Raw genomic sequence first — 12,086 nt, forward strand, 5'->3', positions numbered from 1 at the left:
AGTACCTTTTGCGAAAGAAATATGAAACAGGGGAACCGGAAAGGCATAAAGGGGAGAGGAAAGATGAAAGGGAAATTGGCAAAAGTATGGAGGAAATTTCGCTACAATTATTATATGCAATTGTATTCCAGCTGCGAAAATGCCAAACAGAAAGAGAAACTGCTTAAAAAGGCGCATATATATAAACTTTCTTGAATAGAAGAGCCTAACGGGGCTCTTTTTTGTTGGGGACGCTTTTTAAAAGCGAACAGGGATATTTATGCTGGTTCCATATAACTCTTCTAGTCGCAAACGCCGAATCTTCAGAAGATGTAATTCCAGGTTTCTGGGCGATGATTAAGATAATAGGAGTTTGGAAATAGATGAATAAAAAGAGTGCTGTGAACCCCTTTTATTTTAAAGACTATTTAGAATTATTTTTCTTTGGTTCATTTTCTTTCCCTTTGGGTCAAGAATTTGTAGAATAGAAGGATATGGTCAACAATTGCAGAAGAGTAGGGGTGATTCTAATTAATACATATAAAGACATGACCAGTGGAGAAAAGCGCAGCCTCACGCTCTCGATGAAGAAATATGCCGACGCGTTTGCGAAAAAATATGAGGACAATCTGTCCGGTTTTGCCAGTGAAGCAGATGTTATCGATACATTTTACGCCGAATGGCTCCAAGATTCCTTAGATTCGCATTATGCGTGGTGCTCAGAAAAAAATGAGGACTCCGCAGGCTACACGGTAAAAGGCTACCATGAGCAGGATGGATTCGAGGCTGAAACCAAAACGAAAATTCGCGGCATTCTCGCCGAGAAAATCGATTGGACAAGCGTGCAGAACAAGCAAACAAAGCAGCCGGTTGCTCCGAAACAGGAAGCGAAAGCTCCTGTGAAGGAAGAGACAGGGAAGCAAGCAGAAGCAAAGAAAGTGGATGCGAGCGCCAATCGCAGAATCAAACGTAAAAATACGACCAAATTAGGTCGTAATGATTCGTGTCCATGTGGCAGTGGCAAAAAATACAAGAAGTGCTGTCTGGAAAACGGTGTAGAGTATACGTATGTAAAAGGTAAATTCGTCGCCGTTTCCTAAGCTTGGATGCGCGGACACAGCGGAGCAGAAAAGCTCGTCTGAATGAATCAGGCGAGCTTTTTTGTATGCATTATGAGCCGAGCATTGCTTCGTACACTTTCAGACGACCATATACGGCTTCGAGCACCGGGTAAAAGCCTTGCTCCGGGGAAACAAGCGTAAGTAGCGCACCGTGCAGGTGATCGGTTTCGACAGGGAGTCTCTTTTCCATATCACGCTGCATGGATGATTTCATCTCCGGATGCAATGACTCCATCGTTTTTAATGTGCGCGCTTCTGTTCCCTCATCAACAGGAGCGCCATAGTTGCGTGCAATCGCTACAATTTCATGTACAAGTCGTTCGTATACGGTGCGTGCTTGCGGCGTAGCGAGAATCGGCCCTACCGGAGTGCCCATTAGCGTAGTAATTCCGCTCATGCTAGAAATAAAGATGTATTTCTGCCAAATATCGCGTTGAATGTTTTCACTAAGTGTAGCGGTGAAGCCAGCCTTATCCAAGTGATGCAGCAGTACGTCCGTCCGATCTGAGATGCCGCCTTCCCATTCTCCGAACACGATATCGTGGCGTGTACTAGTCTGAATAATCGTGCCTTCCTGATCCAGGGTTGTTTCGATGAAGCACAATCCACCCAGTACATTTCTTTCACCGAAAGCTTTTTTCAGTGATGCAAAATGGTCATAGCCGTTCAAAAGCGGAAGAAGCAACGTATTCTCTCCGATGTATAGTGCGATATCTTGTTGTACCTGCTGTAGATGGTATGCTTTTACTGATAGAATGATACAATCGAATGGATCTGCCGGCTCGCCACTTGTAAGCATTCGGATTGGTGTATGGAAGTTACCATGAATACTTTTAACGTGTAGGCCTGTTTCCTCTAGCTGCTTTCGCTTTTGTGAACGGACAAGAAAAGTAACGTCTTCTCCTTTCTGAGCTAAACGGCCACCGAAGTAACCACCGATTGCTCCCGCGCCGACAATCAAAAACCGCATAGTCTGCCCCTCCTGCCTTCAAAATAGTAAATGGATTCGTGCGCTCCTTTACTATCATTTCGGGCATGGATAGACGTTTTCCTGTTTAGGATTTAACATTCTTCCGATAAGAAGTCCCCCACCTCTAAGCTTAAGCATAGGTGAGAGAGGTTCATATTCGTGTTTTTCGTCTTCTGTTGAGCAATGCACCACCGATGACCAGCGCGGCCGCCCATACGAGCGTGGCCAGTACTGAAGTAGCGATCCATGCCGGAGTGCCGAGCGCATAGTACATAATTAAATGCACAACGAGAATAACCGCAATCCAGATAAGCAGATTCATGAACAGAAAGCTCCTTTCTGCAAGAATATAACACACCTACTGATTATCCATAAACTAGAAAAAATGCACGCCATATGCGTGACCCTCTTCCTTCCATCTATGGATACTAAGGATATTGATTCTTCCCAGAGCAAGAAGCGAACCGTATGCACTTCTGTGTGGGAGACGAACCGATGCCCGTTTGGGGAACGGTGTGATGACGATCCATTCTGGATGGTACTGGATAATCAATACCCTTCAGAATATAGTTCTATTCTTTCCATCTAGTTGCGAAAATAACAACTATCGTATTGCTTTGCTCTATTCCATATGAACAGAAAAAAGCCTCCCCACACGACCTGAAGGGAGGAAAAAGTAAACATTGGAGTTATCATTATATACGTAGGGATATGGTGTAATGTTTCAGAAATAACGCTTTTTTTCTTTCTTTTCTACTCATCTGTTGATGTTATATGGTACGGATAAAAATAAAAGCGTCAGATCCTGTGAAATGGATGTGACGCTTGTTTTTGTACAGTCTAAGATGATACGGCTATGCAGGGAATAGCATCGGCTCGAGATAATACAATACGGCTGTGGCCACAGCAAGCAGAAGACCCCAGATGGTGAGGCTGAACTGACGCTGATTACCCTTTTCCGGCTGTGGAAGTAAGCCAAGGATAATCAAGATAAAAGACATAAGTGCTGTAATTGTCAAAAACAACATTAGTACGTGTCCGGTCATGCTTGTACTCCTTTCACGCTGGGAATGTTTTTACTATTTTTACTATACCTAGCTTGTGGCTTGTCTGTCAAAAAAGAATTTCTTTTTTGAAAAAATAGGGTGGAAATTCTGGTAATAGTGTACTACAATAATAATCAGAACATTTAATATTCATTTCTACTTATAGATATGAATGAATATTCATTCAATATTGAAGACGAGGAGGCTGCACGATGGAGAGAGGCATTCAGAAGGCCGCAGTGCTGGGCTCGGGTGTAATGGGGGCTGCAATTGCCGCACACCTGGCGAATGCAGGCATTCAGACGTACCTATTGGATATTGTACCGAACAAGCTTACAGAGCAGGAAGAGAAGAAAGGAATGACACTGGATCATCCCACGGTACGCAGTCGGCTTGCGACAGAAGCAAAGGTACGGCTGCTCAAGACAAAACCGGCACCGCTATTTTCAAAGAAGAATGCAGATTTAATTGTGCCGGGCAATCTGGAAGATGATTTGAAGCATTTGAAAGAAGTCGACTGGATTGTTGAAGCGATCGTTGAAAATCTGGAGATTAAGCAGCATCTCTGGGAAAAGGTGGAGCAGAATTGGACGGAAGGTACGATTGTCAGCTCGAATACATCCGGGGTTTCGATTAATAGAATGATTGAAGGAAGGAGCGACGCGTTCCGTCGACATTTCCTCGGTACTCATTTCTTTAATCCACCGCGTTATATGAAACTGCTTGAGATTATTCCTAGTCATGATACAGATGAAAATGTAATCGCTTTTATGAAGCGATTCGGAGAGCGTACACTGGGCAAAGGCGTGGTGATTGCGAAGGATACACCGAACTTTATCGCAAATCGGATTGGTACTTACGGGTTGCTTGTTACATTCGAAGAAATGCAGAAAAGCGGTTTCGGTGTAGAAGAGGTGGATATGATGACAGGTACAGTCATCGGCCGTCCGAAAAGCGCAACGTTCCGTACGTTGGATATGGTTGGTCTAGATACGTTCATTCATGTAGCAGCCAATGTGCACAAGAATGTAAAGGACGAAAAGGAAAAGGCGGCATTCAGCGTGCCGGAATTGCTTCACAAAATGGTCGAGAAGCGCTGGTTAGGCGATAAGACTGACCAAGGATTCTATCAAAAAAAGAAAACGGAAAAAGGCCGGGAAATTCTCTCATTGGATTTCCAAGAGCTTACTTATATCCCGACGAAGAAGGTGAAACTGCCGGCTATTGAGCAGGCGAAGGCGGCTGGCGGATTAGGAAAGAGAATGAAAGCGCTTGTTTATAGTCCGTCAAAAGAAGGACAGTTTACCTGGAATATATTGAAAAAAGTGCTGCTGTACTCTGCGGCGAAGCTACCCGAGATCGCCGACGATATCGTAAGCATCGATAAGGCAATGAAATGGGGCTTCAACTGGGAGCTTGGTCCGTTTGAGACATGGGATGCACTCGGCGTAAAAGAGTCGGTAGACCGCATGAAGAAAGAAGATGAAGACGTTCCACAATGGGTAGAGGAGATGCTAGCCTCAGGTAAAACATCCTTCTATGAAAAAGAAACCGGCACTGTTTATTACCATGCGTTGACCGGAGAGCGGGCAGAAGAAGAAAGAGCCCGCGAGCAGCTTAAACTCTCTGCCTACAAGGGTAAGGCAAAGCCCGTTCTCTCCAATGCAGGAGCGAGCCTTATCGACATCGGAGACGGAGTCGCCTGCCTGGAATTCCACTCGCCCAATAACGCGATCGGTTTCGATATTGTTGATATGTTGTTTAAATCACTTGATGAGGTTGAGAAGAACTACCGTGGGCTTGTAATCGGAAACGAGGCGAAAAACTTCTGCGTAGGCGCCAATTTGATGATGGTACTGATGGAAGCGCAGGATGATAACTGGGATGATATCAATTATCTCGTACATCGTTTCCAACAGGCATCGCTCGCGCTTAAGTATGCAAAAAAACCGGTCGTTTCAGCTCCGTTCGGCATGACGCTCGGCGGCGGTGCGGAGGTGTGTTTGCCGACGGCCAAGATTCAGGCGGCGGCCGAAACATATATGGGGCTGGTAGAAGTCGGTGTCGGGGTTATTCCAGGCGGCGGTGGTACGAAGGAAGTCCTCTGGCGTGCTACGAAGCCGGTTGATGCGGTGGACTCAAAGGCCGATTTGCAGGCATTCGTTAATAAAGCATTCGAGTCGATTGCGATGGCTAAAGTATCGACTAGCGCGGAAGAAGCGCGCGAGCTTGGCTTTTTACGGCGCGGTGATGCAGTTTCCATGAACCGCGATCACTTATTGTATGACGCCAAGCAATCAGTTCTTGGACTTGATATGGCCGGATACGAGCCGCCGCAGCAGGAGAAAATCCGCGTTGTCGGTGCTGACGGAAAAGCGGTGCTCAATCTTGGTATTTATACGATGCGTCAGGGCGGATATATCAGCGATCATGACGTTATTATTGCCCAGAAGCTAGCCCATGTGCTCGCGGGGGGCGATGTGAACCCAAATACGTATGTAACGGAACAATACCTGCTCGATCTGGAGCGTGAGGCGTTCTTAAGTCTATGCGGCGAACCGAAGAGCCAGGAGCGAATGCACCACATGCTAACGAAGGGGAAACCATTGCGCAATTAGAGAGGAGTGGAAGAGATGAGAGAAGCGGTCATTGTATCGGCCGTGCGTACGGCCGTAGGAAAAGCACCAAAAGGAACATTGAAACACACCCGTCCGGAAGATTTGGGCGCGGCGGTCATTCGGGAAGTCGTGCGCCGCGCACCAGGGCTTGAGAAAGATAGGATAGAGGACGTGGTTATTGGCTGCGCGATGCCAGAAGGTGAGCAGGGATTGAATATGGCGCGCATCATTTCCGTCTATGCGGGTCTGCCCAATACAGTTCCAGCGTTCACGATTAACCGGTTTTGTTCATCCGGCCTACAGTCCATTGCCATTGCGGCCGAGAAGGTGATGTGCGGGTTTGCGGATATCGTTATTGCCGGAGGCGTGGAGAGCATGAGCCATGTACCGATGACCGGCTATAAGCCGGCGCCTCATCCAGACATCGTAGAGAAATATCCAGAAATCTATATTAGTATGGGCCATACAGCTGAGAACGTCGCAGAACGGTTTAACGTTAGTCGCGAAGATCAAGATCAGTTCGCGGTAGCGAGTCATGCAAAAGCCGCGGCAGCTATTAGGGAGGGCAAGTTCAAAGACGAAATTGTTCCGTTGACCGTAAAAGAAAAATATTTTGACGACAAAGGCAAGCTGCAGGTGAGGGAATTTATCTTCGATACGGATGAGGGCGTGCGTCCAGAGACAAGTATGGAAGGGCTAGCCAGGTTGAAATCCCCATTCCGACTAGGCGGCAGCGTGACAGCGGGCAATGCGTCGCAGACGAGCGACGGCGCGGCGGCAGTGGTCGTCATGTCGCGCGAAAAAGCGGAGGAGCTGGGACTGAAACCGCTTGCGATTTTCCGTTCGTTTACCGTTGGTGGAGTAGACCCGGATATTATGGGAGTTGGTCCCATCGCTGCGATTCCGAAAGCGCTGAGGCTTGCAGGCATCACACAGGAGCAGGTCGATTTGTTTGAGATTAACGAGGCATTCGCTTCCCAAGCATTACAGGTGGTCCGTCATCTGGGCATCGATGAAAGCAAAGTCAACGTGAACGGCGGTGCGATAGCACTTGGCCACCCATTGGGCTGCACGGGCTCGAAATTAACGGTATCGCTTGTGCATGAAGCGGCGCGTAGAGGCGCTAAGTATGGCGTTGTTTCGATGTGCATCGGCGGCGGTATGGGGGCGGCTGGCGTATTTGAATTTATAAAGTAAAACACACCTGTTGATTATCCATAAGGTGGAAGAAAGAAGATGCACGCGTCGGCGTGTCCCCTCGTCCTTTTCTCGCAAGGAGGAAGCACGACCGCTTTGCGTGACCAAGGCCGGACCGTCAAAACATCTGGGTTTTTCGAAGCGGGAGACGAACCGACGCCTGTTTGGGGCACGGTGTGGTGGCTATCCACTCTGGAGCGTACTGGATAAGCAACACCCCTTGAAAGTGAAATTATACAATAGGAGGAATCATTATGAGCGTACAAGATACAATGCCAAAAGGCGGGCAGTTCATTCTTGAAGAAGCGGACTACAATTCAGTGTTCACTCCAGAAGATTTTAGTGAGGAACAGCAGATGATCGCACGCATGACGCGTGATTTCATCGAAGGCGAAGTAGCACCGAAGTCGGAAGAACTCGAGAAGTTGGATTATGAATTAACGGTAAAATTGCTTCGACAAGCGGGCGAATTAGGGCTCTTGGGCGCTGACGTTCCAGAAGCATACGGCGGCGCGGCGCTCGATAAAATCAGTTCCAGTCTTATCGGGGAATATATGGTACGTGGCGGCTCGTTTTCGCTTAGTCACGGTGCTCATGTGGGCATTGGCACACTACCGATCGTGTTCTTCGGCACGCCTGAACAGAAGGCCAAATATTTGCCTCAGCTTGCGACTGGCGAAAAAATTTCAGCATACTGCCTGACTGAACCAGCTTCCGGTTCTGATGCGTTGGGCGCCAAAACGACCGCAGTGCTCAACGAAGCTGGCACACACTATATTTTGAATGGAACGAAGCAATTCATTACGAATGCTGGCTTTGCGGATGTGTTTATCGTGTATGCGAAAATTGACGGCGAACATTTCTCCGCATTTATCATAGAAAAAGAATTCCCAGGTGTAAGTACCGGTCCGGAAGAGAAGAAAATGGGTATTAAGGGTTCGTCTACCCGCCCGCTTATTCTCGAGAACGTAGAAGTACCAGTGGAAAATCTGCTAGGTGAAGCCGGCAAAGGACATAAAATCGCATTTAATATCTTGAATATCGGTCGTTATAAGCTGGGTGTCGGAGCCATTGGGGCATCCAAGTGGGCCATTCAGCTGGCAACCGAATATGCTAAGGAGCGCAAGCAATTCAAAACAGAGATTGCAAATTTCCCGCTCATTCAGAACAAGCTTGCAGATATGGCAATTCGCACATATGTTAACGAAAGTTTGACGTATCGCACTGGAGGTTATCTGGAAGCGGCGACGCAGCATTTGGATCTCGAAAAAAACGTGTTCAATGAAGCGGCTAAAGCGATTGAGGAACATGCGATCGAATATTCTATCGTTAAAGTATTCGGGTCGGAAGCGCTTGACTTTGTAGCTGACGAAGGCGTACAAATCCATGGGGGATACGGCTACATCTCCGAATACAAAATCGAACAGATATATCGCGACTCTCGTATCAACCGTATCTTTGAAGGTACGAATGAAATTAATCGCCTGCTAATTCCAGCCACGCTTCTAAAACGTGCGATGCAAGGAAAATTGCCGCTCATGCAGAAGCTGCAGACCTTACAAAAAGAGCTGACCGAATATATGCCGCCGATGGATCTATCGGAGTCGACTGGCCTTCTGGAAACGGAAAGCAAGATGCTCGAAGCGGCGAAGAAGCTGTTCTTAATGGTAGGGGGGACGGCAGTACAGAAATATATGCAAAAAGTTGATCAGGAGCAGGAAATTCTGGAGAATCTGTCCAACCTGATGATTACGATTTATGCATTGGAATCCGCCTTGCTGCGCGCGAAGAAGACAGCGGATCGTAAAGGCGGAGCAGCGGCACAGCTACAGGTTGACATGACTCGTGCCTACTTCCAGGAAGTGTGGCCCGATCTAGAAAAATGGGCAAAAGAAGTGTTAGTAGCGACAAGCGAAGGTGATGTTCTCCGTACCCAATTATCCATCGTGAAGAAGCTTGTACGTATGCAGCCGGTTAATACAATTGTCCTCAAGCGTGGTATCGCAAAACGCATCATCGAAGCCGAACAGTATACAACAACAGTGAAGTAAGATATATGGGCGGACCGGCCAAGAAAGCGTCCGCCCGCTTCTCCTCTTTTTCCGCTGGTTTTCTGTAGGAAAGTATGAAAAAAAGAGAGGTGGCTACTGATTATGACGTTAATCGAAAATATTGAGCGGGGCATGCGAGAATATCCAGATCGAATCGCATACATTTTTCAGGACATGCATGCTACGTATGGTCAGTTATACCAACAAGCGAAGAATATGGCTGCATATCTGACGGAAAAAGGTATTGGCAAGGGAGACCATGTGGCAATATTGTTGGGAAATTCTCCGCATTTTCTTATCTCATATTATGGAATTTTGCTGACCGGGGCTGCGGTCGTGCCGATTAACCCAATATATACGCCGAAAGAAATTCTCTACATCCTACATAATAGCCAGGCTAAGGCGGCGATTGCTGTTGCACCACTATTACCGGCATTTATAGACATGCGGCAGAAGCTGCCTGAATTGCGAGAGGTTGTACTGGCGGATGGCGATTCGGAGCATGAATGGACAATATCGTTCGAAAAAATGATAGCGTATTCAAGTGAGGGATGGCAGCGACCGGAAATCGAAGCCGAAGATTTAGCGGTTATTCTGTATACATCTGGTACGACAGGGCAGCCAAAAGGGGCCATGCTGACGCAGCGTAATATGGCGTCCAATGCTGATGCGATTACTGAATATCTAGGTGTAACTCCGGATGATACTTTTGTAACCGTACTTCCGATGTTCCATGTTTTTTGCATGACTGTATGCATGAATGCACCCATTGCCCTCGGAGCTTCTATGCTTATTCTTCCAAAGTTCAGTCCGGTAGAAGTTGTTCAATCCATTTGTAAACATCAGGCTACTTTATTTGCCGGCGTTCCGACGATGTATAATTTCATTATGCAGACACCGGGTGTATTGCCGAAAGATTTAGCCTCACTTCGAATATGCATCTCAGGAGGAGCTTCTCTACCTGTGGCATTGCTGCATAATTTCGAGAAGAAGTTCGGCAAAATTATTTCCGAAGGATACGGGCTGTCGGAAGCGTCACCGGTTACAGCCTTCAATCCGGTCCATGGCGTACGAAAGCCGGGATCCATCGGGGTAGATATCCCAGGTGTGGAGAATAAAATTGTGGACGCGGAAGGTGAAGATTTGGAAAGAGGTCAAGTGGGTGAACTCGTTGTGCGGGGGCCGAACGTGATGAAAGGGTATTTAAACATGCCGGAAGAAACAGCGCGAACGCTGCGTGACGGTTGGCTGTATACAGGGGACATGGCATATATGGATGAGGATGGGTATATTTTTATTGTCGACCGGAAGAAAGATATGGTAATTGTAGGCGGATACAACGTATACCCGCGTGAAGTAGAAGAAGTGCTGTACAGTCATCCGCAAGTCGTTGAAGCAGCGGTCATCGGTGTGCCTGATGAAAACCAGGGCGAGATCGTACAAGCCTATGTGGTAGCCCGTGACGAGTCATTAACAGAAGAGGAGTTAAGAGCCTATTGTAGCCGGGAGCTGGCTAAATACAAGGTACCTCATAAAATCGTATTTATTGAGGAATTACCGAAAAATACAACTGGTAAAATCTTGCGCCGAGCATTACGTGATATGGTACTAAAGTAGTAAAAAAACAAGGTCTTGGCCGTATTCGTTACATAGCGAAGTTGTGGCAAAGACCTTGTTTGCTTAAAGCGATGTGCGAATATTATAGTTGCCGAAACTTCTCTAGAATTTCAGCCGCGTTTTCGTATTTATCCGCCGTGAAATGCTTTTCCGCCCAATCCATGAGCTCATGACGCCCATTCAATACGTATGTATCCTCGCCCCACTCTGTGGAAATTTCCCGCACAGTAATTCGAACGCCTTCTATTTCTGCGGTAATCATATTCCAATTATCTTCTTTATAAATCACATGTTTTTTTGCCATTTTCCTCAACCTTTCGTTGGAACACAAAATCTCATCTATATAGTGTATCGATTGACGTGCAAGTTTGCAACTGTTACCCTAGTGTCATGTCTAATCTCTATAGTAAAAGGTGAAGAAACTTGGTAACGAAAGCACAAATGCGACGCATTCTTGATACGTTCGCCGAGATGTTTCCGGATGCGCACTGCGAATTAAATCACAGCAACCCGTTTGAGTTGACGATTGCGGTACTGTTGTCGGCACAGTGTACAGATGCACTCGTCAACAAAGTCACACCTAACCTGTTCAAGAAATACAAAACACCTGAAGATTATTTATCTGTTCCTCTTGAAGAGTTGGAGCAGGATATACGCAGTATCGGTTTATACCGTAATAAGGCGAAAAATATCCAAAAGCTTGCCCGCATGCTAATTGAAGATTTCGGCAGGGAAGTGCCAAAAGAGCATAGCGACCTTGTTAAACTGCCCGGAGTTGGCCGCAAGACCGCCAATGTGGTTGTCTCTACGGCTTTCGGTGTTCCAGCTATTGCGGTTGATACCCATGTAGAACGCGTTTCTAAACGTCTCGGAATCGCCCGATGGAAAGATAATCCACTACAGGTAGAGGAAGTACTCATGAAGAAAGTTCCACGCGAAGAATGGGCGATTACGCATCATCGGATGATTTTCTTTGGACGCTACCATTGCAAAGCAGCCAATCCGCAGTGCCAGGTTTGCCCGCTTCTTGATATGTGTAGAGAAGGCAAAAAAAGAATGAAAACAAAATAGTAAAAAAATATTGTCAATTACGCGATAGTACTATATAATAATACTATCACTCGATGAAAGTTTGCCCTTTCATTTTCAGTGATGATATTTTATTCTTACTAAAACAACTGAGGCATCGACTGAACTCTGGGAAAGCCAACCGGAGAGAAGAAAGCGATACCGGCCAGTTATATCTAACGCTTACGCTTATTGTACGCTGATGATATAACTGGCCTTTTTGTTGTAATGAAAAATCGAAAGGGGACATGAGTTATGACATTTGAAGATGTATGTATTTCTTGCGGCAGAGGGTTGGCTTCCTGGGAAAGAAATCGGGCGGAATGTCTTGATTGCCGGGAGATTGCCTGTGAGACGTATAGCGATGATCATGGAGATGGGACGACGGAGGATTACGCCTCCTAAGAAACATGTCGAAC

General features: G+C 46.6%; 13 protein-coding genes. 9 read left to right on the plus strand and 4 right to left on the minus strand.

Annotation, left to right across the window (positions count from 1 at the left end):
* Positions 1-500 precede the first annotated feature (500 nt).
* On the plus strand, positions 501-1,079 hold the full coding sequence (locus AF333_RS35115; RefSeq protein ID WP_043068889.1) for an SEC-C metal-binding domain-containing protein: 579 nt from the start codon (positions 501-503) through the stop codon (positions 1,077-1,079).
* Positions 1,080-1,149: 70 nt separating this feature from the next.
* Here AF333_RS35115 and AF333_RS12390 read toward each other — a convergent pair whose 3' ends face one another.
* Both AF333_RS12390 and AF333_RS33635 read right to left on the minus strand, forming a co-directional pair.
* The gene (locus AF333_RS12390) at positions 1,150-2,070 is read right to left on the minus strand and encodes a ketopantoate reductase family protein (RefSeq protein WP_043068890.1); all 921 of its coding nucleotides are present in this window, start codon (positions 2,068-2,070) and stop codon (positions 1,150-1,152) included.
* Between the two features lie 151 nt (positions 2,071-2,221).
* Positions 2,222-2,392, minus strand: coding sequence for a hypothetical protein (locus AF333_RS33635; protein WP_158502545.1), 171 nt, complete (start codon positions 2,390-2,392; stop codon positions 2,222-2,224).
* Between the two features lie 99 nt (positions 2,393-2,491).
* Here AF333_RS33635 and AF333_RS35120 point away from each other — a divergent pair, with 99 nt between their 5' ends.
* Positions 2,492-2,659, plus strand: a complete 168-nt coding sequence (locus AF333_RS35120; protein WP_235496412.1) for a hypothetical protein — start codon at positions 2,492-2,494, stop codon at positions 2,657-2,659.
* Positions 2,660-2,924: 265 nt separating this feature from the next.
* Here the strand turns inward: AF333_RS35120 and AF333_RS12395 are convergent, their stop codons facing one another.
* Positions 2,925-3,116: a hypothetical protein gene (locus AF333_RS12395; RefSeq protein ID WP_043068891.1), complete on the minus strand. Its 192-nt coding sequence runs from the start codon at positions 3,114-3,116 to the stop codon at positions 2,925-2,927.
* Between the two features lie 212 nt (positions 3,117-3,328).
* Here AF333_RS12395 and AF333_RS12400 point away from each other — a divergent pair, with 212 nt between their 5' ends.
* The 5 genes from AF333_RS12400 to AF333_RS12415 all read left to right on the plus strand — a co-directional run bounded on the left by AF333_RS12400 (position 3,329) and on the right by AF333_RS12415 (position 10,599).
* Positions 3,329-5,734 carry a 3-hydroxyacyl-CoA dehydrogenase/enoyl-CoA hydratase family protein gene (locus AF333_RS12400; RefSeq protein ID WP_043068892.1) on the plus strand — a complete coding sequence of 802 codons (2,406 nt, stop codon included), beginning with the start codon at positions 3,329-3,331 and terminating at the stop codon, positions 5,732-5,734.
* A gap of 15 nt (positions 5,735-5,749) precedes the next feature.
* Positions 5,750-6,931, plus strand: coding sequence for an acetyl-CoA C-acetyltransferase (locus AF333_RS12405; RefSeq protein WP_043068893.1), 1,182 nt, complete (start codon positions 5,750-5,752; stop codon positions 6,929-6,931).
* Between the two features lie 39 nt (positions 6,932-6,970).
* Positions 6,971-7,141 carry a hypothetical protein gene (locus AF333_RS33640; protein WP_158502546.1) on the plus strand — a complete coding sequence of 57 codons (171 nt, stop codon included), beginning with the start codon at positions 6,971-6,973 and terminating at the stop codon, positions 7,139-7,141.
* A gap of 44 nt (positions 7,142-7,185) precedes the next feature.
* The gene (locus tag AF333_RS12410; RefSeq protein WP_043068894.1) at positions 7,186-8,982 is read left to right on the plus strand and encodes an acyl-CoA dehydrogenase family protein; all 1,797 of its coding nucleotides are present in this window, start codon (positions 7,186-7,188) and stop codon (positions 8,980-8,982) included.
* A gap of 102 nt (positions 8,983-9,084) precedes the next feature.
* Positions 9,085-10,599: a fatty acid--CoA ligase family protein gene (locus AF333_RS12415; RefSeq protein ID WP_043068895.1), complete on the plus strand. Its 1,515-nt coding sequence runs from the start codon at positions 9,085-9,087 to the stop codon at positions 10,597-10,599.
* 82 nt (positions 10,600-10,681) lie between these two features.
* Here AF333_RS12415 and AF333_RS12420 read toward each other — a convergent pair whose 3' ends face one another.
* On the minus strand, positions 10,682-10,903 hold the full coding sequence (locus AF333_RS12420) for a hypothetical protein (RefSeq protein WP_043068896.1): 222 nt from the start codon (positions 10,901-10,903) through the stop codon (positions 10,682-10,684).
* 119 nt (positions 10,904-11,022) lie between these two features.
* On the opposite strand from AF333_RS12420, the gene nth reads away from it, so the two are divergent.
* Both nth and AF333_RS34150 read left to right on the plus strand, forming a co-directional pair.
* Positions 11,023-11,670, plus strand: coding sequence for an endonuclease III (gene nth / locus AF333_RS12425; protein WP_043068897.1), 648 nt, complete (start codon positions 11,023-11,025; stop codon positions 11,668-11,670).
* Positions 11,671-11,922: 252 nt separating this feature from the next.
* Entirely contained in the window at positions 11,923-12,072 is a 150-nt protein-coding gene (locus AF333_RS34150) for a hypothetical protein (protein WP_162836862.1), read from the plus strand.
* The last annotated feature ends 14 nt before the right edge of the window (positions 12,073-12,086 follow it).

Origin of the sequence: Aneurinibacillus migulanus (assembly GCF_001274715.1) — a bacterium.
Lineage (GTDB): Bacteria > Bacillota > Bacilli > Aneurinibacillales > Aneurinibacillaceae > Aneurinibacillus > Aneurinibacillus migulanus.

What these genes read in the sequence shown, in the direction of transcription:
- AF333_RS12390 (WP_043068890.1), bottom strand. Translation starts at nt 2,070, where the DNA reads ATGCGGTTTTTGATTGTCGGCGCGGGAGCAATCGGTGGTTACTTCGGT.
- AF333_RS33635 (WP_158502545.1), bottom strand. Translation starts at nt 2,392, where the DNA reads ATGAATCTGCTTATCTGGATTGCGGTTATTCTCGTTGTGCATTTAATT.
- AF333_RS35120 (WP_235496412.1), top strand. Translation starts at nt 2,492, where the DNA reads ATGGATACTAAGGATATTGATTCTTCCCAGAGCAAGAAGCGAACCGTA.
- AF333_RS12395 (WP_043068891.1), bottom strand. Translation starts at nt 3,116, where the DNA reads ATGACCGGACACGTACTAATGTTGTTTTTGACAATTACAGCACTTATG.
- AF333_RS12400 (WP_043068892.1), top strand. Translation starts at nt 3,329, where the DNA reads ATGGAGAGAGGCATTCAGAAGGCCGCAGTGCTGGGCTCGGGTGTAATG.
- AF333_RS12405 (WP_043068893.1), top strand. Translation starts at nt 5,750, where the DNA reads ATGAGAGAAGCGGTCATTGTATCGGCCGTGCGTACGGCCGTAGGAAAA.
- AF333_RS33640 (WP_158502546.1), top strand. Translation starts at nt 6,971, where the DNA reads ATGCACGCGTCGGCGTGTCCCCTCGTCCTTTTCTCGCAAGGAGGAAGC.
- AF333_RS12410 (WP_043068894.1), top strand. Translation starts at nt 7,186, where the DNA reads ATGAGCGTACAAGATACAATGCCAAAAGGCGGGCAGTTCATTCTTGAA.
- AF333_RS12415 (WP_043068895.1), top strand. Translation starts at nt 9,085, where the DNA reads ATGACGTTAATCGAAAATATTGAGCGGGGCATGCGAGAATATCCAGAT.
- AF333_RS12420 (WP_043068896.1), bottom strand. Translation starts at nt 10,903, where the DNA reads ATGGCAAAAAAACATGTGATTTATAAAGAAGATAATTGGAATATGATT.
- AF333_RS34150 (WP_162836862.1), top strand. Translation starts at nt 11,923, where the DNA reads ATGACATTTGAAGATGTATGTATTTCTTGCGGCAGAGGGTTGGCTTCC.